This is a genomic window from Sporocytophaga myxococcoides DSM 11118 (assembly GCF_000426725.1).
In the GTDB taxonomy this organism is placed as follows: domain Bacteria; phylum Bacteroidota; class Bacteroidia; order Cytophagales; family Cytophagaceae; genus Sporocytophaga; species Sporocytophaga myxococcoides.
Map to the genome: position 1 here is coordinate 1,085,722 of NZ_KE384560.1, position 24,001 is coordinate 1,109,722.

Here is a 24,001-nt window from a genome sequence, read left to right on the forward strand (position 1 = left end):
TTTCAATTAATGACTGTGTTGGTGCTCAAAACAACTGCAATTATGTCCCCATTCATAGGTACCATCTGAGAAAAACTCTTGTTTCCATATGGGTGCTTCATGCTTTACTCTATCTATGATATATCTGTTCGCAGCATAGGCTTCTTCTCTGTGAGATGAAGCTGTAATAACAACCACCGCACTTTCGCTGATGCCAACTTTACCAATTCTATGGCAGCACAATGCTTTGTGCAGTTTAAATTTGGTGTAGCTGGTTTCAATAATTTCTTTAATGATCTTCTCTGCCATTGGTATGTAGCACTCGTAAAAAAGATAATCTACATCTCTTTTATGGCTGTGATTTCTGACTTCTCCGCTGAACAGCACAACTGCACCGGCTTTAGGGTCATGAGCCTCGGAAAGCATTGTTATCAAATTTATCTGATCCTCTGTAATTAACTGCATATCAGCCCCCGCTTGATGGTGGAATAATTAATAAATGTTCATTGTCTTTCAGAGTATAAGTTCCTTCGACAAAACAATCGTTTACTGCTAACTTTGATTTGCGGAGAATACTTTCAGCCATCGGATGCTCTGTTAGTAGTTGGGAACGCACTTCGTTTGCTGTAGTGCCTTCTTGTAACTCAAGATAAAACTGCGGATCAAGATAATCTTTTAATGCAGCAAATACCTGTATTTTAATTTTCATTTTTATCCTCCAATATATCTCATAGACATAACACTGCCTGCAAACTGAACTTCTTGTTTTTGCAGAAGCGCTTGTTTTAATGAATATTCTAATTTTAATGAATCATCAGAGTGATCTTTAATACTTATACCATTATCATTGCTCAGGCAGCCATAAATATTGCCATAACTATCAAGTCGCAATCTATTGCAATCTCCACAAAAGGGATGACTTTCATTTGCTATAATTCCAAAGACTTGTTTTTTGTCGGTTATCCAGTAAGTAGCCGTAGCGCCATGTTCTCTGTCCATTGGTATGAACTGATGTTGCTCGGCAATTTTTTCAAGTATTTCTTCCTGTGAAAAATACAGGTCCTGATAGCTATTGTGAAGATGTCCCATTTTCATTACCTCAAGAAACCGAATGCTGATACTCCTTTCTCTTGCAAATTCAAGTAAAGGAAGGATCTGATCAGTATTCATTCCTTTCATCACAACTGTATTAACTTTTACAGGAATGCCTATGGCGAGAGCATGATCAATACCCTCAAGGATCTTCTTCAGATTTCTTCTTTTTGATATTTTAAAGAAAGATTCCGGATCCAGGCTGTCTAGTGAGACATTAATATTGGTTATACCTGCATTCTTTAGAGGTACAGCTTTTTCTTTCAGGAAAACTGCATTGGTAGTCAGTTTAACATTTTTGATACCAATCTCTCTGATACCTTCAATCAGGTTGCTGATATCTTTGTAGAGCAAAGGTTCTCCGCCTGTAAGCCTTATTGTTTCAAGGTTTAGACGGTTGTGTAGACTATTAATAATTTTAATATAATCCTTTGTAGACAGAACATTGTCTTCAGGTTGTGAAGCCTTCTCGCTGGCAGGCTGATCTGTACAGTAGTTACAGAACAGATTACAGGCATTGGTAAGACTTACCCGTAATGTTTTAAATGTTCTACCATATTTATCAGCCAACATAATTATATTTTTTCAAAGTAATATTTCTGAATTTACTGAATTAAAAGATTCTTTTTCTGAATCACACACAGGACATCTGTATGATGGTGGCAACTCTTCAAAAAGCCTTCCTGCCGGGATTTCCCCGATGTCATCTCCATATCTGGAATCATATATAGTCAGACAGTTTTGACATTGAAACAGTTCTACTTCCTCATGTGGCCGCTGATTAATTTCAATTTCGTCTTGTAAATATTCTGATTCAGACTGAGCGTCAATTGAGTTAAGCTTCTTATAAAATACTTCTGTAAGGTACGTTAATACTGTAGGTACATCTCGCTTCTTGACATAATTAGCGTAAGATATTGCCTCTCTTGAGTTGATATCAAAATTTTTCTTATAACTGATGTTATAAAAATCTAATAGCTTTATATTTCCAATCTGTATTCTGAACTTTCTTCTTATAATAACCGAACAGGCAAGGTCAACATCCGTAGTCCTGATTCCAAATATCAAGCCGTTTGTTCTTAACCCTTCTTTGATGAAAGATCTGGTGATAAACTTTTTTAGTTTGGTAGCTTCTTTATCAAGGTCCGGTATTTGCCAATTGAGCTCAAGAGAAGAGTGACCAGTATTGATTTTATATTTTCCAAGCAGCTTTTCCCATTCAAATATATCTTTTCTTTCTATGTTTTTAATAATAACAGAGCTGTTAGATGTCAGATATATAGAGTTGTTGTTCGTTTCAGAACACAAGAGGCAAAGAGATTCCAGAAAGTTTACATTATAAGAGTTATCAGAATTGTAGATACCCAACCACCATTTCTGATCTTCCTGCTGATGGAACCCTTCGTAATAGGGTAGCTGATAGGGTGGAAAGTCAAGATGATTGATGATCGGTATGGTATTCCACTTCCTGAAGCTGAGTACATCGTCTTTAAGATATTCACAGGATGCTGATGGGAATTTTTCAAATGTTTGCTCTATTGCTTTGCAGAGAGGAGGGATTTCATTGGACTCTACGAGAAAAGGCCAAAGATCATATCCTTTCTGATTTTTCATTTTAAGATAAAGAAACCAGAACCCTCTGAATTCAGAAGCAATAAAATTTAATTGTCCTATAAACAGTGGTGTCAGTGACTGCAAAGGATCTACCAGATTGACCTTTAGATTTGGCTGAAAGTCAAAGTTTGAAAGTATCTGATGGAATGTTCCTTCTGATAACCAATTGGTAGTTTCCTGTATGTGAATAGCAGGATAGGAGGTGACTATATTTTGTTTCTGAGTTTTTTCAGTTTCGAATTTATACTGAAGGAAGCTGAACCTTTGTTCTAAAGATTTTTTATACTGCGACTTACATTTTAAAAGTAGCTCTTGTCTTGAGCTTATATGAATAGAATTAGTGCCAAAGTGGTATGCTGATGAAACTACTTTGCGCAAATCTCCAGGAGATAAAATCCCACCGGGAATAAAGAGCCTTATAAATATGTCTTTGCTCATTTCTATTCTTAGAATCTTCTGGTTTATCTGTAAGTATGCCTGAAATCAGAGGAGGCAAGTTTATCAGATTCTGTATGTTTGTTTTTATTTGAAAGTAGTAAAGAAACTCGTTTGTCGGCAAGTTCAACTTTGCGAAGTATAAGATTTTTAAATTCAGGAAACTCTGATTTGTCTCCAACTAATACTGCTCCGACAAGTCTGTCATTCTGCACTATACATTTTTTGTAATAACGTTTGGATTTATCAATATATACAATTTCTTCGAATTCATCTTCCTTTTTACCCGGCACTTCTATCATGCCTATAGAGCATATGTCAAAGCCTGAAACTGTTAGTACATTGACTGGTAGTGTGCCTGAATAAGACTTAGTTTCATCTCCGTTTAGAAATCCTGCTACAACATCTGCCTGCTCTTCAGCGGCGGTAGAGCTTTCAAATAAAGATTTTTCAAACTCCGCAACTTCGCCTATTGCATATATGTAAGGATTGTTGGTTCGAAGATATTCATTAACTACGATTCCTCTATTGCAATTTAGTCCTGCTACTTGAGCAAGTTCAATATTAGGCCTGGTACCAATCGTATATACGAGAACATCGCATCCTAGATCTTTTCCTGATTTTAATTTTACTCCTGTAATTTTATCTTTTCCTAAATGAGAAAGAACTTCATCATTGTAGTAAAAACTAATGTTTCTTGCGGATAGTTCTTCATGCAGGAAACTACTTGATGTTGCGTCTAACTGTTTGTTCATCAGTCTTGAGGATCTGTGTACAACAGATACTTTTATAGAAAGCTGAGTAAGCGCATCTGCCAATTCAAGCCCTAATAAACCTCCGCCTGCTATTACTACATTGCTTTCTGGAGAAATTGATCTTTTAAATTTATCCGCATCTTCTTTGCTTCTCATAGTAAATATTCCCTGAATTTTTGGAACTCCTCTCGGAAGAGCAGGTCTGCTGCCTGCGGCGATAATTAAAACATCGTAAGAATGAATTTTTCCTGTATGGTCAGTAATTACTTTTTCACCAGGGTCAATTGACATTACCGAAGTGCTCTTGTGAAGAAAAATTTTCGATGTGTTGAGCTCATCTTCATTGATCCTGATAAGATTATTCCAATCCTCTTTACCTCTTATATAGCCAGGAAGCATTATCCTATTGTAAAAGAAGTTCTTTTCCTTGCTGAAAATATGAATTTCATCTTCAGGATTGAGTGTACGATATTTTCGGACAAACTGGCTGGAGCCTACACCGGCACCAATGACTATTATTTTTTCTTTTTTCTTATTATATTTTTTAACCTGAACCACTGAAAATCCAGAATCTGATTTGCTGCTCATCTGATCTGGCCTTGTATGCATGGAAGCAGAAAACCTTTCCAGATCTTTGTTCAGAATTTTACCCCATTGCAATGGAAGAAAAACAACCCCTTTTTTTATATCTATAGAATATTGGGCGGTCACTTTCACAGAGCCAGTTTCATTAAATACCTCCACAACATCTCCATTCTTAATGCCTCGGTTCAGTGCGTCTTCTTTATTGATTTCCAGAAATGGTTTATCAGTCTGGAGGTTAACTTTTACTAATTTACCAGAACTGCTAAAGGCGTGCCAATGGTCTTTAGTTTGGCCCGAAGTAAGGAGTAAAGGAAAGTTCTGACTTAGTTCATATGGTATATGACTTTTTGCTAAAGAATGAAAATTTGCTTTACCCGAGAGGGTGTTAAACCTATGGTCTGAGTATAATATTTTCGTGCTGTTTCCTGAAGAAGATTCAAATGGCCATTGCATTGATCCTTTTTGAAAAAGTAATTCTATATTGATATTGCTGATATCAAAGTTTGTTTGCTTTGTTAATCTGCTATATTCAAGAAATATATCCGTTGTCTTTTCATAGTTGAATATATTTTCAAATCCCATTTTTTTAGCGAACCGGGATATGATTTCAACTCCTGGAATAGCATCACCTGGGGCATTGGTGAGTTTATGAGCTAGACTTATTCTTCTTTCCGGATTTGTTACTGTGCCCTCTTTCTCAAGCCAACCAGCTGCAGGTAATATAAGATCAGCATAGGGTACTGTCTCTGATTTTAAAGACATATCCTGTACGATTACAAACTTTGCATTCTTCAAGGCTACTTCGACATTTCTAGCAGAGGGCAAGCTAACCAATGGATTGGTATTAATAATCCAAATAGCTTTGAGTTTTCCGGAAAGCAGGTTGTCGAACATTTCTGTGTCTGTATATCCTCTTTTATCAGAGATAGAAGGTACTCCCCAATATTTGGCAACCTCTTCTCTGTGCTCGGGATTAATAAGACTTCTGCGCGCAGGGAGAAAATCAGAAAGACCTCCGGCTTCTGTTCCTGTAATTGTATTCGGCTGATCCGAAAGCGGAAAAGGTCCGCAACCCTCTTTTCCTACTTGACCAGTTATCAGAGAAAGGTTAATTAAAGAAAGATTTTTATTGATGTCTGTTGCGCTTTGGTTATTGCCAGCAGACCACATAGGTATAAAGCCCTTAGCTTTGCCTATATATTCGGCTGCAAGTATTAGATCATGAACAGGAATGTCACATATGGAAGAAGCTTCTTCGAGTGACTTCTCCATCGCTTTGTTTTTATATTCATTAAACCCTTCAGTATGTTGTTCTATGAAATCTTTATCTGTCAGGTTATTTTCTATAAGAAACCTTCCTATGGCCCTGTAAAGAATAATTTCAGTGCCAGGTTTCAGCTGAAGGTGTATATCTGCTATATTACAGGACTCTGTTCTTCTTGAATCTGCAATAATTATTTTAACCTCAGGATTGTTGGCTTTATATGCCTCTAGTCGTTTGAAGACAATTGGATTGGAACGGAAAGGATTGGCATCGGTAATAAAAAAACAGTCTGCAAGTTCAAGATCTTCAATGGATCCGGGAATGGCATCCATTCCAAAAACAAGTTTGTTTGCAGTAAATTCGGATCCTGCACAAATGAGCGTATTGGTGTCGATATTGTTCGTTCCAATAAACCCTTTGACAAGTTTGTCAATTAAATAATATTCTTCAGTAAGGCATTGTCCTGAAATATAAAAGCCCACCGAGTCGGGACCGTATTTGGAAATGAAAGTTTTGAATACAGCAGAGGCTCTATCAAGAGCTGTATCCCAACTTACCCTCTGTCTGGGCATATTTCTGTTCCACCGCATTTCAGGGTATAATATCCTGTCGCTGTGGTCAGAAACTTTACTATGGAGGGTAACTCCTTTAGAACATAGTATTCCTTTATTTACCGGATGGTCCTGGTCACCTGACACTGTGATTCTTCCGGAGGTATCTTTTCCAATGATAACACCACACCCTAAGCCACAATAGTTACAGGTAGTTTTTGATATATTTTTTTTTGCGGGCATCCGGCATTTATATTAACAAATAAGGCTGCAGGCATAAATGCCCACAGCTTATTTGCACTAACCTTTACACTAACCTTGAACAAGGTTCTATTCTTCAAATTTAACTCCCTCGTCCTCAATCGAAAATTTCTCAACCAACAAGTTAAGGAGTCGTTCTCTTATGGATTTATACTCAGGTAAATTTACGATATCTTTTTTGTTTCTAGGTCTTGGCAAACCAACTATTTCAATTTCTTTTATAGTTGCTGCAGGACCATTATTTAAAACAACGATTCTATCTGATAAGAAGATAGCCTCTTCGATATCGTGAGTAACCATTATAATAGTTTTATTTCTGTTGTCCAGATTCCAGAGTTTCAAGAGCTCTACGTGCATACTTCCTTTGGTTAATGCATCCAGAGCGCCGAAAGGCTCATCCAGAAGCAAGACACTTGGATTGATGGCAAACGCTCTTGCTATAGCTACTCTTTGTTTCATTCCTCCTGAAAGTTGCTTGGGTAGTTTATCCTGGTGAGGAGTAAGGTTTACCATTGCAAGATTTTTTTCAACGATTGCGTGTTTTGCATCTGCTGAAATACCCTTCATACATGAATCAACGGCTTCATAGATATTTTCGTATACTGTAAGCCAGGGCAATAGAGAATAGTTTTGGAAAACAATTCCTCTGTCAGGGCCAGCACCTGCTACTTTTTTACCGTTAACGATAACTTCTCCTTTGCTAGGTTTTACCATACCACTTATAGTGCTCATGAGTGTAGATTTTCCACAACCAGAGTGTCCAATAAGTGAGATGATTTCACCTTTTCTTATTTCAAGGTCTATGTTCTTTACTGCAACATATTCGCCTTTAGGAGTTGGGAAACTTACAGTTACATCTTTTACTTCAATGCACACCGGACGAAGGAGGATGTTTTCTTTTACTTTATCTTCCGAAAGTATATTTGTATTAGCTATCATAGGAGTATCTGGTTTGGAGTGATTTAAAAGTTTTGTCAAGAACAAAGCCCACGAGGCCTATTATTAAAATTGCAGAAAATACTTTTTCAAGACTTAAAGCATTCCAGCTGTCCCAAACAAAGAATCCGATACCAACTCCACCGGAAAGCATTTCTGCAGCAACAATAACCATCCATGCGATACCTACACTTAGCCTTAATCCTGTTATGATGTGCGGCAAAGTAAAAGGAAGTAATACTTTGGTTATATACTTGAAAGTGGAAAATCCGAATGCTTTGGCTACATTTTTATGATCCTGTGGAATTGTAGAGACTCCAAATGCTGTATTAATCAAAGTTGGCCAAAGTGATGTAATGATGATTACAAACACTGTTGATGTCTGTGCAGACTGAAATGCGACAAGTCCAATCGGGAACCAGGCCAGAGGAGATACAGGTCTTAACACCTGTACCATTGGATTCAGAAGGTTCATCCCTAATGTACTTGAACCCATAATAAGTCCAAGAGGGATTGCTATAACAGAGCCTATTATGAATCCTTTAGTAACTCTCTCCAATGAACTCAGTAATTGATTGCCTATTCCTTTGTCATTCGGTCCGTTGTCGTAAAAAGGATGACTTACAAGGTCATAGAATACAGAAAACGTTTGTATAGGGCCAGGAAGCTCTCCGTCTGTAGAAAGGCTGGCGATATGCCATATGATCAACATGAATGACATTCCCAGAAGGAAATATAAAAACCTTCCTGTTCTGTAGGTGACGACTTTTAAAGCCGCTGTTCCTAATTGTTGATTGGACTTGTCCATTTTTATGCTATTTAGTAAAGGTTAATGTTGTTGTTTTATTTCTTACATACTTTCAAATACGCTTCCGGATTAGAAGGGTCAAACACAGTCTTATCAAAGGTTAAAGAAAATGGTTTCATGTCATCTGCAGGGATTGGGATCTTCATCTCTGCAGCTACTTCTTTATACAGGTCCTGAAGTATAAGTTTGTCTGCTATCGCTTTATAATCAGGTGCGGCATCAAGCAAGCCAAATCTTACATATTGTGCCATAAACCAGATGCCATGAGCTTTTCTTGGATAGTTTACAGACCCATTTTTGTGGAAAAACATATAGTCTTTATATACTTCCTGACCCTGATCGCAGCCAAGGTCGTATATACCGGCTAGTCTGTTATCAATTACATCAGATGGAGCATTCACATAACTAACCTTTCCTATAATAGAAGCAGATTGTTTTCTGTTTCCAGCTTTGTCAAGGAGTTTGCATGCTTCAATGATTGCCATCATTACTTTTTTCAGATCTTCACGACGTTCCTCAGAGAATTTTTTATTTACTACAAGTGCTTTTTCAGGATGGTCTTTCCACATATCCTGAGTTGCAATCTGTGTGAAACCGACACCTTGTTTTACAGCAACTCCGTTCCATGGCTCACCTACGCAGAAGGCATCCATATTACCAACTTTCATATTGGCAACCATCTGAGGGGGAGGGATAGTAATTTGTTTAACAGAATTTTGGTTAACTCCTGCCACTGCAAGCCAGTTTCTCATCCATATATCGTGTGTACCTCCAGGAAAAGTGGCTGCCACTATTACTTCTTTAGACTTGGTTTTTTCGGATATCGCAGGGCTTACTTTGTTAATTTGTTTAAAACCGACTTTGCCGCAGAAATCTTTTGATAAGGTGATAGCCTGTCCGTTAACGTTTAGGATCATAGCTATTTTCATTTCAGAACCTGCTTTGCCACCTATGCCGGTGTATACAGAGAAAGGCATTCCGAACAGACAATGTGCGCCATCAAGCTCTCCTGTTAATATTTTATCTCTCACATTGGCCCATGAAGCTTCTTTAGAAACTTCTACTTCTACACCGTATTTTTTAAATAGTCCATATTCTTTTGCCATCACAATAGGAGAGCAGTCTGTAAGGGGAATAAAGCCCAGTTTTATTACAGAATGTTTTTCTTTTGGCTCTGATGCCGGGGCGTTTGTTACTGAAGGAAGTGTGAACAGTACAATTGCAAGAAGAAATGTTACGCCAATTTTATTTAGTAAATTTTTCATAAAGGTCTTCATTTAGTGAGGTTATTTAGGTTGGTTCAACGTGTCTACATCTTTTCTAAGTCCATCTACTGATTTTACAAGTGATGCTAATTTGTCGTTGATCTGACCTAATAAGTCTGGTCTTATGGTGATCATCAGATAAGCCCAGTTGCCATTATTTCTTTTGTTGATATATGGTACGTTAGCTGTTGCTGCTATTGCCCCTTGATTTCCACCTCTCTTTAATCTATCCAGGGTATTGGTGCCTAGCATAAGACTATAGCCTGCTTCTATCCCGATTTGTTTTGTGAAATTGTAGTTCAGTACAAAGTCAAATTCAGTACCTAATCTGCTGTCAAGCGTTTTTCCCGGAGCAGTTTCGTCAGCTACTTTATTTCCAGCATAGAATTCGTGGACATCAAGACTTAGAAGCAGATTGTCTTTTAGTTTGTATCTGCTTTTAAGAAAAAGATCTATTAAGCCTGGATTTCTGCTTACATTGCCTTGCACTCCATATGCATCAGCCACGTAGAAGTAGTCCATGTATCCCCAGAATTTATGAGGTGTACCGTAGAGTGGATCAAATCTGTGATTAACTTCTCCGCTTTTGGTAGTATTATTACCTGAAAGGTAGTCACCTCCAAGTCCTAAACTTAATTTTCTGTCAATGGCAAACATGGTTGATAGTGATGCCATATAAGCATCCATTTTATTTCCCAGTTTGTCTTTATTTCCCTGATAAAAGAATGAGGCATCTATTTTGTGTTTTCTCATCAGAGTACCGAAGATGTTCCCTCCAACAGTGACACGGCTGTTAGTTCCTTTCGTAAATTTTCCGCCTGCAATAGGTTTTTGAAAGTCATCTTTAAATAGCAGGAATGTTGCTTTTGAAAAGCCTATTTCTTTCGAAATATATAAGAACTGCATGCTTTTGTACATGGTTCCTATGAAGTTGGTTCCTGCAGGTGCAGCTACGTTTGCGCTGTCAGTGGCAATCTGCGTTCCTGGAACGCCATAGTATAAGTTACCTGTATTTTTTAGTTCCCTTTGTTGATTGAATGCAGCTCCAAGATCTGCCGTCCATGTGCCTTTGGCAAACTTTAATACTGCAGCATCATGTCTTCTACCTTGCTGAAGCCAGTTTAAGCCTCCTAACAGACGTTCATCATCATATACAAGCTCTTGTCTACCCAGCTTAAGTGATACGTTTTTAAACGTTTTGAAATAAGTTGTATCATTAAATACGATTTCCCCCCAGGCTTCATGCAGGAAAAGTTTATTCCCATCAATATTTGATATTGTAGAAGCGTCCTGACCCCACACTCTTATGTCCTGAATGGATGTGAAGAGCCTTAACTTTTCCATTCCATAACCTATGTTCAGGCGAGTTCTCTGCGATGTGAAAACTGAGGGAGTTTGATGTGGAAGTGGTAAAGTGCCTTGTCCGTCGCGAAATTCTGTACGGGTTCTAAGTTGGGCATTTATAAGTAACTGAGAAAATCCTTCCTTCTCGAGTGCGAACAAGCATAAGGTGAGTATTATAAGCACTTTATGTAAAAATCTTTTTTTCATATTCCAGGGATTTAAAGGGATTTAAGATTGTTTAATTGCTTGTTAGGTTTTCTTTCTTCAGGTTAGTTTTCGGGGTTAAAGACTAATGTTTTTTGAGGGCCTCCTTCCAGTTTGTTGAAGTATGAATCAAATGTATGTAATAAAAACTAGACTGATAAGTAAAAATACGTAAATTTTACGTAAAACGTGAAAGTTCTTTTTTTAATAAAATGGCAAATAAAAAAAGTTATATTTAATTTCGTTATTTGTTAAAAATGAGTTTAAATTTTCATCATATTTTACTTAAAAAATGATAAATTTTTAAAAAGTGGTTAAGAAAATAACTTATAGTTTGTATAAATGTATTTAAAGTTAAAAAATAGGTTTAAAATTTATGTTTAGTTGATTTGCTAAAATAATTGTATTTAACCAAGGGATATGTAAGTAAGTTGGTGGAAAACGGAAGGATTAAAAAGCTGATCTGTTTTCTGTCTATTAAGGGGAATAAAATAAAAATGCCCCTTGATTTAAGGGGCATTTTTATTTTATGATAAGGATATTAATCAAACAATCTTATTTTCTAAAGCAAGTTTTACAAGTTCTGCAGCATTTTTTACTTTTAGTTTTTTCATGATATTGAACCTGTGAGTTTCAATTGTTCTAATGCTTATTGTAAAACTATCTGCAATTTCTCTGTTGCTGTTTCCGTTGATGATCATTTTTAAAATACCTTTTTCGCGTTTTGTAAGGCCAAAATCATCAGAGTCATCATCAGGAGTGGTTCCTTTTTTGATTTTTTGTAAGTAACCATCTGCTATAATACTTGAAACAGGAGTGCTAAAATATTTATCCCCTTTGGAAATAGTTGTTATAGCTTTTATAAATTCTTCTTTTCCAGTGTCTTTTAAGAGGTATCCTGCGGCTCCGGATTCTATGGATTTTAATATATAGTCCTCATTGTCGTGCATGGAAAGCACAAGAGTTCTGGTGTTGGGATAACGATCAGATATGATTGATGTAGCTTCAATGCCATTCATTTCCGGCATTGAAATATCCATTACGACAACATCGGGTGCTAGTTTTTTAACCTGTTCGATAGCTTCAATTCCATTTGAAGCTTCTCCGACTATTTTTATGTTTTTTTCACTGCTTAGAGTGGCTTTAATTCCATCTCTTACAATGCCATGATCGTCAACCAATAAAACTTTTATCATATTCCTAAGCGTTTACTATAGGTACTTTTATCATTATTTTAGTGCCTTTACCAATTCCTGTTTCAATTCTGAATTCTCCATTAATTAGGCTGGTCCTTTCCTGGATGTTTACTATTCCATTTCCTGAGCTTACAGATCTTATTTTAGAGTCAAGATAGGAGGTGTTAAAGCCTTTTCCGTTATCGGATATGCAAATGTTGAGGCATGTTTCAGAATTTGATACGAAAATTGTCACTTCATCGGCTTCTGCATATTTTATTGCATTGTTTAATGCTTCCTGTATAATTCTATAAATATTGATTTCTACTGTTTTATTTAACCTTTGGATATTAGATTCATTTTCAAAAACCACATCTATATTGGAGCTTTTAGAAACCTGATCGCTTAGGTTCTTGAGGGCAGGGATAATGCCAAAGTCACTCAAAACACTTGGCATTAGATTAAAAGATATTCTTCTGACTTCAACTATTGTTTCATAAAGCATATTCTTTATCTCGGTTAGTCTGGATTTTTCAGTTTTGGAAGCTGCACCTTTTAAACCTTCTATATTGAACTTTAATGCTGTTAATTTCTGACCCAGACCGTCGTGTAATTCTCGGGCTATTTTTTTTCGCTCTTTTTCTTGCCCTTCGATTATCGACGATGTTCTAATTTTCTGTTCATTAATGCTTTGTCTGAATTTTTGGGTAATGTCTGTATAAATTGCGATATAACTTCCCGGACTTCCATCGTTGCTTAAAACAGGTACAATTGTAGTATCCAGCCAGAAAAAGCTTCCGTCTTTAGCCTTGTTTTTGATTTCGTCATTCCAAAGTTTGCCGCTGGATATGGTTTCCCACATTCTGTCAAAAAACTGTTTTGAATGATAATGGCCACTGATCATATGAAATCGATTTCCTAAAAGTTCTTCTCTTTTGTATTTGGAAATTTCGCAAAATTTATCATTTACATAAGTAATGATACCGTATTTGTCTGTTTTTGCTACAATTGATGCGTGGTCCAGTGCAAAATGAATGTCTTTCAGATCTCTTATGGACCTTTCAAGTGATTTATTCGCTATTGTCAGTTTTTTTGCAAGGTCTGATGCTTTTTCTTCTGAGAGAATCAATTCTCTTATTGTTAACTTGATCTGTAAAACTGCAGGCCTGAATATGAACAAGCCTTCAAATATGAGTATAATTAGAGTTATAATAAGTAAGAAATGTTCAATTTTTCTCAATAGTGCCATTTTTTTCTGCGCTTCAACATCATATTGATGTACAATTTCGTCCATTCCATTTAAAAATGTTCTTTCATTGCTTAGGATCCTCCGAATGGCAGCGTCCATTTTAGTTTGAGTTGCTTCGGCTGGATTTTCTTTAAGACTAATAATGGTTAGGGCTCCATTTAATACGTTGTAAAAGTTTTGGTCTATAGCATCATACATTTCTTCAATTTTGGTGCTGTTTTTTCCTGGAAGATTGAGGTCCTTATTGCCATATCGCAGGCCTAAATGGTTTTTTTCCCAGTATTCTGTAAGGCTTTTCAGTTCCTTTGTCTTGTCTTTATATTCTATATGATCAAGGTTAGCATATAATATAAGGCATAGTTTGACAATTTCCTGACTTTTAAAACGCTGCTTTCCTGCAAGGTTTACAACATGGGAGTCTGAAATCTGACTACTTATTGATGATTGGATTAAAAACTGGCCTGTAAGGGTTAATAATGCAACCGCTGTAAGGGCGAAAATGTACATTCGGGTGAAATTATTCCCCGTTTTTTCATCCAGAACTTCTTTCTTAGGTTTCACGCGATTACTTAAAGTATAAATTTAATAAGACACTCAGTCAATTCAAAGTAAATAAGATATAGTACGTAGTTAGATACTTATTAATGTATAAGTAGTTTATTTTTTAAAAGTACTTTAATTTCAAACCTGTTTTTGTTAAAAATCTAGTTTTTGTTTATAAACATGCTTAAATTTTAAGTGTTCTTTGATAAAAATACTAAAAAATATTCACAAATAGTATTTAATTAAGTGTGTATGTTATTTAAAGAAGAACTTTACGTATGTGTTGATAAAATTATACGTAAAATTACTTAGTAGTATTTTTTTTCTATATATTTGATTTAAGTGAATTACTTCTGGCAACCTTATTAATTAAATTTTATGAAGAAGCTAAACAATCTTGTTATCGTCGGAAATGGAATGGTTGGATATAAAATGTGCGAAAAGCTCATTGAAAAGAAGGTGCAGGATGAATATAATATAATTGTATTCGGAGGAGAGGCAAGACCAGCTTATGACAGGGTACACCTGTCGGAATATTTTTCTGGCAAATCTGCTGAGGATCTTTTAATGGCGCCTGCAGACTGGTATAAAGAAAATGGTATTACTCTATACTTAAATGACCCTATTGTAAAAATTGACAGAGATAAAAAAGCTGTAATTTCTTCCCAAGGTCAGTCTGTTTCTTATTCCAAACTTGTACTTGCTACAGGTTCTAGTTGCTTTATCCCATCTATACCTGGTATTGAGAAAGAGGGGGTTATTGCTTACAGAACTATTGAAGATCTTGACGATATAAAATCTTATGCATCTAAGTCCAAAAAAGGAGTAGTCATAGGAGGGGGGCTTCTAGGGCTAGAGGCCGCAAAAGCATTGATGGATCTTGGTCTTGAAACACATGTAGTTGAGTTTGCTCCAAGACTTATGCCAAGGCAGTTAGATGAAAAAGGTGCTATAATGCTTAAAGAGAAAATCGAATCTCTTAACATATCTATACACCTTAATAAGAATACTAAATCTATCGATGGGGAGGGAAAAGTTGCAAAGATGGTTTTTGCAGACGGAAGTGAGTTGGAGACTGATATGATTGTAGTTTCTGCTGGCATTAAGCCACGTGATGAGCTAGCTAGAGAGGCAGGTCTGGAAGTAGGGCCACGTGGGGGTATCGTAGTAAATGATTTGCTCCAGACTTCAGATCCTGAGATATATTCAATCGGTGAATCTGCTCTATATAAAGGTATGATTTATGGCTTGGTTGCTCCGGGTTATGAAATGGCAGATGTAGTGGCGAATTCACTTGCTGGCGGATCAAAAACCTTTGCTCCGTATGATATGTCTACTAAGCTTAAGCTAATCGGTGTAGATGTAGCCAGCTTCGGAGATCCTTTCTGCACAGAGCAAGATCATCAGCACATTGTATTTGAAGATAAAACAAAGGGTGTATACAAAAGGGTGAACATTTCAGCTTGTGGTAATTATCTGCTTGGTGGTGTTCTTGTTGGGGATGCGAAGGATTACAACATGTTATTGCAGACTTATAAGAATGCAATCATTCTGCCTCCTACACCTGAGGATCTTATTCTGGGACCAAGAGGTGGAGCGGAGTCGGCAGGCAGCGGAGTTTTAAGTCTTCCTGATGCAGCTTTAATCTGTTCCTGTGAAAATGTTACTAAAGGAGATATCTGTTCCGCTGTAACCTATAACAATCTTGAAGATGTTGCAGGTATAAAAAAATGTACTAAAGCAGGAACTGGTTGTGGTGGTTGCGTTCCTATGCTGAATGACCTTCTGACTGCGACACTGAAGGCTTCAGGTAAAGAAGTGAATAAAGTTCTGTGTGAGCATTTCAGCTACTCAAGACAGGAGGTATTAGCAATTATCAAATCAACAGGGATTAAAACTTATGATGAGTTGCTTGCGAAATATGGAAGCGGTGATGGTTGCGAAATCTGTAAACCTGCTGTAGCCTCTATGCTGGCAAGTACCTGGAATGAGATGATTCTAAGCCAGGATACAATTCAGGATACTAATGATAGGTACCTTGCAAACATTCAGAAGGGTGGGACTTACTCTGTAGTACCAAGAATACCTGGTGGTGAGATCACTGCTGAAAAATTGATAGCGATTGGAGTAATTGCAAAGAAATATGATCTGTACTGTAAAATCACAGGTGGACAAAGAATTGACCTTTTTGGAGCTCGAGTAGATGAATTACCTCTTATTTGGGAAGAATTGATAGAAGCAGGTTTCGAGAGTGGTCATGCATATGGAAAATCTTTAAGAACCGTTAAAAGCTGTGTAGGCTCTACATGGTGTAGATTTGGTCTACATGACTCAGTAACGTTTGCTATAGAAATAGAAGAACGTTATAAAGGTCTCAGAGCTCCTCATAAACTTAAGAGTGCTGTATCTGGATGTGTTCGCGAGTGTGCAGAAGCTCAGGGTAAAGACTTTGGGATCATTGCTACAGATAAGGGATGGAATCTATACATATGCGGTAATGGTGGTGCAAAACCTCAACACGCTAAATTACTGGCTTCTGATATTGATAAAGAAACATGTATCAAATACATCGACAGATTCCTTATGTTCTACATACGCACTGCAGAGCCGCTTAATAGAACGTCAACTTGGCTTAATAAACTGGAAGGTGGTATTGAATATCTGAAAGACGTGATCGTGAATGATTCTCTTGGTATTGCGAATCAGTTGGAAATGGAAATGCAATACATGGTGGATACTTACAAGTGTGAATGGAAAGATGTTGTGGAAGATCCTTCAAAAAGAAAGAGGTTTACGCACTTTGTTAACTCTACAATAGCAGATCCTACTATCAAATTCCAGGCTATGAGAGATCAGAAGAAGCCAGTAGAATGGGGAGCGTAATGGAAGTTATAAGTTATAAGTCTTAAGTTTTAAAGAGGTATTGCTTACTACAAACAAAAAATATGCATTCAATAAGTCCTTCTCCTTCAGGAGAAGGATTTAGGATGAGGTTTTCTTTTAAATTCTAACAGCTCAAATATCTAAATACTATTATTATGCAAGTAACTTCAGTAGAAACAACAAAATGGGTCCTGGTGGCGAAAGAAGAGGATGTTCCGGCAAATGGTGGATCATGCGTGATGTATAAAAATGAGCAGATTGCGATATTCAACTTTAAAAAAAGAAATGAATGGTATGCGACGCAGAATATGTGTCCACATAAAAAACAAATGATTCTTTCAAGAGGAATGATCGGAGATAAGGAATGTGAGCCTAAAGTTGCATGTCCTTACCATAAGAAAAACTTCTCACTAAAGACAGGTGAAAACCTTAATGGAGAAGAATACAGCATTAAAACTTATCCTATTAAAGTTGAAGCAGGAAATGTGTATATTGGAGGTTTGGAATAACAAACCTCTGCTATAACATTTATGAGAGATATTACAGGAAAGCAAATTTCCCTTAGAACAGCTAAAGGTATGGGGGCTGTTCTTTGTGCCAAGGAGATTGTTGAACTGATTAAAAATGACAAACTTCCGAAAGGAAATCTTTTTGATGTCGCAAGAGCAGCCGCTTTTCTTGCTGCAAAAAATACCCAAAACCTAATCCCGCATTGTCACCCGGTTTCTATTGACGGGTTGAATATATCCTACAAATTTATTGATGAACTTACCGAAGAGGATGATCCTGAAGGAAAGCTTAAGGATCAGTCAGGAGTAGTAATTTTTGCCGAAGGTAAATCGATCGGAAGAACAGGAATTGAAATGGAGGTGCTTACTGCCATATCTGTTGCTGCACTTACAATTTATGATTTGTTAAAGCCTTTGGGAAATAAAGAGATAGAGATATCTTCGATCAGGCTCCTTGATAAAACCGGTGGGAAGTCAGACAGAGCTAAATTTTCAAAAAGACAACATCAGGCTGCAATACTGGTATGTTCAGATTCCACAGCTGCAGGTACGAGAAAGGACAATTCTGGGTTAAAGATTAAAGAAATGCTGGAACTTCATAATACAGAAGTGGTGGATTACCAGATTATTCCTGATGAAGAGGAGATGATTCAGAACCAGATTAAAGATTGGGTAAATCAGGATATCGCATTTATTTTTACAACTGGTGGGACTGGGCTTGGGCCAAGAGATCATACAGTGGATGCTGTGCAAAAAATCCTTGATAGAGATGCACCTGGTATAGCTGAAGCAATGCGGGTTTATGGAGGAATGAGAACTCCATTGGCTATGATGTCCAGATCCATTGCAGGTTCAATAGGCGGTACCTTGATTGTTACTTTGCCTGGAAGTACTAACGGAGTGAAGGAGTCTCTGGAAGCTATATTACCTGCAGTATTTCATGCCAAAAGTATGCTTAGAGGAGGCGCACACTAATCTGATGCTTACAGTTACCGAAGCTAGAAATCTGATATTGCAACAGGCAAGATCATTTGGCATTGAAACTATTTTGCTTTCTGAAGCATATGAAAGAGTTTTGGCTGAAGATATCTATACAGACCGTGACTATCCTCCTTTTAACCGTTCTGCAATGGATGGTTATGCGCTTAAATTTAAAGACTTAAGTAATCATAAAGAATTCAGACTTGTTGACGATATGCTTGCCGGAGAGCGGATCAAGTCGTTGACAGAGGAGGGGACTTGCATTAAGATAATGACAGGAGCCCCTGTTCCGGAAGGTGCAGATCTTGTCATTCGTGTGGAAGATTCTGAAATAAATGATGGTATGGTGAAATTTAAATCACTTCCCTTCAGGAACTGGCTGAACATAGCGATGCAGGGAGAGGATTCAAGGATCGGAGAAATGGTATTGAAAAAGTCAACCATTATTCATGCAAGCACTTCCGGTCTTCTGGCCTCACTGGGAAGAAGTAACGTTAAAGTTTATTCTTTGCCAAAGGTATCTATCATCTCTACAGGAAATGAAATAAAAGCGGTCGGAGATTTTGTATTGCCTCATCAGATAAGAGATAGTAATTCTTATACCATCGCTTCATTTTTTCAACATTATAATATTGAAATAGTATCAAGAAAACTGGTATCAGATCGTAAGGAAGAGATAAAGCACGCTATTGAAAGCTTAAAGGATATGGATATTCTGATTCTTTCAGGAGGTGTTTCAATGGGGGATGCTGATTTTGTTCCGGAAGTGCTGAATGCTTGCGGTGTTAAGACAATATTTCACAAAGTTCAGATCAAACCAGGAAAGCCTCTTTGGTTTGGCATCCTGGATAATAAAACAGTTGTATTTGCATTACCTGGCAATCCTGTATCTTGTCAGGTTGCATTTAAGGTATTCATAGAACCCTTTCTTAGGGCTTGTTTTGGACTTACTGCTTGTCAGACAATAAAGCTGCCTTTAACAAGTGCAAGGAAAAAAAAGAGTTCCTTTGAAGAATATTTCCCTTGCATTCTACTTCCATATGGACCTCACTCAGGTCTTCAACAAATTAGAAATAATGGTAGTGGTGATTTTACTTCTATTACACGTTCTGCTGGCCTGTCAGTGCATCCGGCAGAAATTGAGGAGCTTAAAGAGGGAGATGTAGTTGAATTTATTCCCTGGAGAGGGATATAAATAATAATGCTTACCCTATTTTGGGTGGTAACCGAAGTTGCAATTGCAGGTCAAAAAATTCTCTAATTAAAAATGAACTTGGAAGGTGAGGTGTTTATTTTCGAACACTATATCCAAATTTTTAACCTTCTCATAGATTGGAAAAGATTGTTACAGAAGGTGATATAGTCGCAAAGTCACTACTTTGTATCTTTTTGAAAAGACGTATTCGGTAAAGGCTCAAATGCCAGCTTGCCCCCTTAATTGCCTATAGATATTTTCATTTAAAGTCTATACTTTTGAATTGATTTATGTTTTACAATTAAGAGTATGAAAAAAGTTTATTTGATTGCCCTTTTATTTTTAATTCTTGGAGGTACTAGTGCTTTTTCACAATCCAAGGGTAATATACACTGGTCATTTAGATTTGCACCAGGACTGAATGTAGCAACAGTGAAAGATCCTGATCCTACTCCATCTGGATTTCATTATGTGGCAGATGGAGCGACTACAAAGGAGGGAAATGTCGGAGGTATTAGTCTGGGCGCCAATCTTGAATATTTTGTGAATGATAATTTTGCATTTACACCAGGCCTTTGGTTTACTACAAAAAATATACTTATCAGAAATACAGATGGTAATTATTCGGGAGTCTCCAAATACAACCTTTTTTATATACAAGTCCCATTGATTGGCAAATACTATACAAAAGAAATTATAGATAATTTAAAGCTTGTGTTTGCATTCGGACCTACATTAGATTTTAAACTTTCTGAAAATATAAATGGCGGAGATGGAGCACATTACTGGAACCTGGCTAAAAATGAGTTCTGGGATGATCCTTCTCGTGGAAGAAACGGGGATAACAGACCTCAAAGTTTGTTTAATCCTTTTGATATGGGACTTATCTTTAGTGCAGGAGCAGATTATGCTCTGAACGACAAGATCAGCCTATATGCAGGGTTGAGCTTAAACAAAGGACTTGTAAATATGATTCACCCGAATTTAAAATTTAATGATCCTTATAGAACAAAAGTCAATTCAAGTGTTAAGATAAAAAGCAATATAATTGCTTTAGACTTTGGTGTTAAATTCTAAAAAGATAATGATATGGTATTAAGTTAAAAGTCTAAAGTTAAAAGTTAAGTCCTTAAACAGCTTTCAATTTTAGACTTTCAACTTTCAACTCTAACTTTTATTACTCTTCCTGCATTTTGGGCAATGAATAAGCCATGCTGGAGGGGACGATTTTATGATGATATCTTTTTACATAAACCTGTGTAAACTCTGCACCAAAAAGGAGAAGCAAACAGGAATAATAGATCCACAAGAGAATAAGAATTATTGATCCAGCTGCACCAAATACCGACTCAGGTGATACTTTATTAAAGTACATGTTGAGACATATTTTTCCCAGGTAAAATAATATAGTAGTAAGAAATGCGCCAACCCACAATGCATTAAATTTAATCTTTATGTCCGGCAGATATTTAAATATAAGCGCAAAGAGGATTGTCTGTATTGAAAACGAAATAATAAAATCAAACAAATAAAATATATAAATCGAGAATCCCGGAATGATAAGAGTAAGAAAGGAGCTGATGGATGATATAACTGAAGACAAAATGATGGAGATAAAGAGAAGCAAACCAACTATAAGTATAAGGCTAAACGATTCAACTCTGTCTCGTAATAGCTTGATCCAGCCTGCTTCTTTTTTAACTTTGACCTGCCATACCTGATTGAGTGAGGTTTGCAGTTGAATAAATACTCCTGTAGCACTTACCATGAGCACACATACTCCCACTATTACCAATATGTCTGAGCGCGGCTGTTGAGATGCATTTACTATTATCTGCTGAATTTGTTTGGCAGTATCTTTACCCATTAGCATATTAATTTTTTCCGCAATATCCCCCTCAATGACTTTCTTTCCCAGAAAGATTCCCATGGTATTAATGATTATAATCAATATCCCTGGTAGTGATATTAAAGCATAAAATGAAACAGCAGCTGCATGTGTAAATGCATCATCATTGTTCCATTTAATAATGGTTTCCTTAAAAAGGCTTCCTATATCTCTGATTCTGAAACCATGCTTCTCCATAATATGCCTTTACCAGGTAACATATTATTACGTGAGCTTTGTTCTCTCAGCGCAGTTTTATAGATATAAGGGAGTTTTAATAACACTTTTTTTTGTAAAAACAAATTGAAAAGTGCTTAGTTAAGATTGAAGTTTTAAAATTACTAGAGGTCTTACTGAATTTATAGAATCATGAAAAATCTCCTTTTTATCCTTGCCGGTTTATTTATTACTGTAAACGTAATGGGACAATGTTTGCAGGTAAATGTCGGAGTTGTGATAGAGCAAGAAGCGGATCCGTGCAAAGGACCAGTCATTCTTGATGCAAATGTTCCCGGCGCAACATACCTCTGGAATACCGGAGAAACTACTAAGCAGATAACTGTTACCAAAACAGATACTTTTACAGTAATCGTCGATAAGGCAGGATGTATAGGTGTAGATACAGTACCGGTTATTTTTCTTGAAAGTCCAATCGTTTATTTAGGGTCAGATCCATTACCACGTTGTGGTGGCTGCGTTACTCTGGATGTTGGGGATCAGGGCGGAGCAAAAGTAATCTGGAGTACAGGAGATTCTTCTCAGGTAGTAAAATACTGCGATATTGGAGTGAATAAAGTATGGGCAACAGTTACGAATGATCTTGGCTGTACTGTTTCTGATACTATCGAGGTAGCTGTGAAGCCTGGTTATGGTATTGATCTAGGTGCTTCTGACACAACTGTATGTGCAGACAGTATAATTATTTCCCCCCACAGTTCCTTTGGTGGCAAATATAAATGGAATACCGGTCAGTCAGATACTTCTATTGTAGTGAAACAATCCGGAATTTATTATATAAGTATTTTTGATATCGCCGGTTGTAGCCCTGCTGATACAGTAAGCGATACAATCAGAGTAAAATTAAGCGATTCTCCAATTGTCGATCTGGGACCTGATCCTGATGTAAAATGCGGTGGATGTGTTTTGCTTGATGCCAGTCCTCTTAGCGATGCAAAATACTGGTGGAACACAGGAGATACGACTTCCTCCATTCAGTATTGCAAAACAGGATTTACAAGTGTATGCGTTAAGGTTACAACTTCAGAAGGTTGCTTTGATGCAGATACAATAAAGATAAATATTAAAGAAGGTTATGATCCTTCATTAGGTGAAGATGTAACATTATGCGGAGATAGTCTTATTATCCGGTCTGCAGATGTTGGAAGAAATATAATCTGGAATACTGGGGAAACTTCAGATTCAATCATCGTGAAAAGTTCCGGAGTGTATTATGTCTCTATTACAGATATCCCCGGATGCAATCCTGCAGATACAACTTCAGACACAATCACTGTGACGCTTAATAAATTACCAATTGTCAATCTCGGACCTGACCCAGATAAAAAATGTACAGGATGTTTTACTCTCGATGCAGGAGCAGCAACAGGAGGGACATATCAATGGAGTACTGGTGAAACATCTCAGCAAATTTCTTATTGCAAAACCGGGGAGAATAATGTCTGGGCCAAAGTAACAGATAGTAATTTTTGCAGTGCATCCGATACAATCATCCTGTTTATCAGGGATGACTTAGAAGCCATACTTGGTAAAGATACTACATTATGCGGGCAGGAAGTAACGTTAAAGAGTCCCTTGCTTCAAGGTGATTATATCTGGAGCACAGGTGAAACTACTTCTGAAATAACAGTTCATGAGTCTGGTTTTTATGCTCTTAAAGTTTTCAATGTGAATGGCTGCTTACCTGAAGATACATTGACAGATACTCTGGAAGTAAGTTTTGTGGAAGTGCTTGCAAACCCTACTTCAATTCTGGATTTAAGCTCTGCATGCGGAAAGCTTGAATTCATGGTAAATCCAGTACCTGGAGCAAGCTCATATGAATGGAAAGTTCCAGATGGATGGAAAATTCTTAGTGGTCAGGGTACAAACCTTGTAGAATTGGAATCCAATGAAATGAAGCAAGGTACAATTACTGTAAAGGCCAACAATAGTATGGCAAACTGTGCCAGTGGTGAAGCTTCCATTGAATCTAATGAATCCATCTATTCGGTGCATGTGCCTAATACATTCTCTCCTAATAGCGATGGTATTAACGACCTTTGGATATTAAGAAACATAGAACACTTTCCTGACAATGAGCTAGTTGTTCTGAACCGCTGGGGCAATGAAGTATATAAGAAAAGGGGATATAAAAATACCTGGGATGGAAGCAATTTGAATGAAGGTACCTATTACTTCAAGCTGAAAATCAGGTTTTGTAACTCAGAAAAAACTATCGTTAATTATTTAACCATTGTAAGATAAG

At 37.0% G+C, this 24,001-nt stretch carries 18 protein-coding genes; 6 read left to right on the forward strand and 12 right to left on the reverse strand.

Going from position 1 to position 24,001, the window contains the following annotated elements:
• Window positions 1–6: 6 nt before the first annotated feature.
• The 11 genes from K350_RS0122950 to K350_RS0123000 form a co-directional block, all read right to left on the reverse strand.
• Window positions 7–444, reverse strand: coding sequence for a molybdenum cofactor biosynthesis protein MoaE (locus tag K350_RS0122950; RefSeq protein ID WP_028981912.1), 438 nt, complete (start codon window positions 442–444; stop codon window positions 7–9).
• A gap of 1 nt (window position 445) precedes the next feature.
• On the reverse strand, window positions 446–688 hold the full coding sequence (locus K350_RS0122955) for a MoaD/ThiS family protein (RefSeq protein WP_028981913.1): 243 nt from the start codon (window positions 686–688) through the stop codon (window positions 446–448).
• Between the two features lie 2 nt (window positions 689–690).
• Entirely contained in the window at window positions 691–1,644 is a 954-nt protein-coding gene (gene moaA / locus K350_RS0122960) for a GTP 3',8-cyclase MoaA (protein ID WP_028981914.1), read from the reverse strand.
• Between the two features lie 12 nt (window positions 1,645–1,656).
• Window positions 1,657–3,123, reverse strand: a complete 1,467-nt coding sequence (locus K350_RS0122965; RefSeq protein WP_028981915.1) for a rubredoxin — start codon at window positions 3,121–3,123, stop codon at window positions 1,657–1,659.
• Window positions 3,124–3,146: 23 nt separating this feature from the next.
• A complete protein-coding gene (locus K350_RS30040; protein WP_051313530.1) occupies window positions 3,147–6,518 on the reverse strand; it encodes a molybdopterin-dependent oxidoreductase in 3,372 nt (1,123 codons plus the stop codon).
• A gap of 87 nt (window positions 6,519–6,605) precedes the next feature.
• A complete protein-coding gene (locus K350_RS0122975; protein ID WP_037576667.1) occupies window positions 6,606–7,475 on the reverse strand; it encodes an ABC transporter ATP-binding protein in 870 nt (289 codons plus the stop codon).
• Window positions 7,465–8,280: a nitrate ABC transporter permease gene (gene ntrB, locus K350_RS0122980; protein ID WP_028981917.1), complete on the reverse strand. Its 816-nt coding sequence runs from the start codon at window positions 8,278–8,280 to the stop codon at window positions 7,465–7,467. Before ntrB ends, K350_RS0122975 begins: the two co-directional genes overlap by 11 nt.
• 35 nt (window positions 8,281–8,315) lie before the next feature.
• Window positions 8,316–9,545, reverse strand: coding sequence for a CmpA/NrtA family ABC transporter substrate-binding protein (locus K350_RS0122985; RefSeq protein ID WP_156027160.1), 1,230 nt, complete (start codon window positions 9,543–9,545; stop codon window positions 8,316–8,318).
• Between the two features lie 21 nt (window positions 9,546–9,566).
• Window positions 9,567–11,096 (reverse strand): alginate export family protein, encoded by a 1,530-nt coding sequence (locus tag K350_RS30045; protein WP_051313532.1) that lies wholly within the window; start codon window positions 11,094–11,096, stop codon window positions 9,567–9,569.
• 542 nt (window positions 11,097–11,638) lie between these two features.
• Window positions 11,639–12,289 carry a response regulator gene (locus K350_RS0122995; protein ID WP_028981919.1) on the reverse strand — a complete coding sequence of 217 codons (651 nt, stop codon included), beginning with the start codon at window positions 12,287–12,289 and terminating at the stop codon, window positions 11,639–11,641.
• Between the two features lie 4 nt (window positions 12,290–12,293).
• Entirely contained in the window at window positions 12,294–14,078 is a 1,785-nt protein-coding gene (locus K350_RS0123000) for a sensor histidine kinase (RefSeq protein ID WP_051313534.1), read from the reverse strand.
• Window positions 14,079–14,438: 360 nt separating this feature from the next.
• Here K350_RS0123000 and nirB point away from each other — a divergent pair, with 360 nt between their 5' ends.
• The 5 genes from nirB (at window position 14,439) to K350_RS0123025 (ending at window position 20,705) form a co-directional block, all read left to right on the forward strand.
• On the forward strand, window positions 14,439–16,943 hold the full coding sequence (gene nirB, locus K350_RS0123005) for a nitrite reductase large subunit NirB (RefSeq protein WP_028981921.1): 2,505 nt from the start codon (window positions 14,439–14,441) through the stop codon (window positions 16,941–16,943).
• A gap of 155 nt (window positions 16,944–17,098) precedes the next feature.
• Entirely contained in the window at window positions 17,099–17,452 is a 354-nt protein-coding gene (gene nirD / locus K350_RS0123010) for a nitrite reductase small subunit NirD (protein ID WP_037576669.1), read from the forward strand.
• A gap of 21 nt (window positions 17,453–17,473) precedes the next feature.
• Window positions 17,474–18,427: a bifunctional molybdenum cofactor biosynthesis protein MoaC/MoaB gene (gene moaCB / locus K350_RS0123015; RefSeq protein ID WP_028981923.1), complete on the forward strand. Its 954-nt coding sequence runs from the start codon at window positions 17,474–17,476 to the stop codon at window positions 18,425–18,427.
• Window positions 18,393–19,628 (forward strand): molybdopterin molybdotransferase MoeA, encoded by a 1,236-nt coding sequence (locus K350_RS0123020; RefSeq protein WP_081671113.1) that lies wholly within the window; start codon window positions 18,393–18,395, stop codon window positions 19,626–19,628. Before moaCB ends, K350_RS0123020 begins: the two co-directional genes overlap by 35 nt.
• Before the next feature lie 309 nt (window positions 19,629–19,937).
• A complete protein-coding gene (locus K350_RS0123025; RefSeq protein WP_028981925.1) occupies window positions 19,938–20,705 on the forward strand; it encodes a porin family protein in 768 nt (255 codons plus the stop codon).
• A gap of 100 nt (window positions 20,706–20,805) precedes the next feature.
• Here the strand turns inward: K350_RS0123025 and K350_RS30050 are convergent, their stop codons facing one another.
• Entirely contained in the window at window positions 20,806–21,714 is a 909-nt protein-coding gene (locus K350_RS30050; protein ID WP_037576675.1) for a YihY/virulence factor BrkB family protein, read from the reverse strand.
• A gap of 171 nt (window positions 21,715–21,885) precedes the next feature.
• On the opposite strand from K350_RS30050, the gene K350_RS0123035 reads away from it, so the two are divergent.
• Window positions 21,886–24,000, forward strand: a complete 2,115-nt coding sequence (locus tag K350_RS0123035) for a T9SS C-terminal target domain-containing protein (protein ID WP_028981926.1) — start codon at window positions 21,886–21,888, stop codon at window positions 23,998–24,000.
• Window position 24,001: the final 1 nt, after the last annotated feature.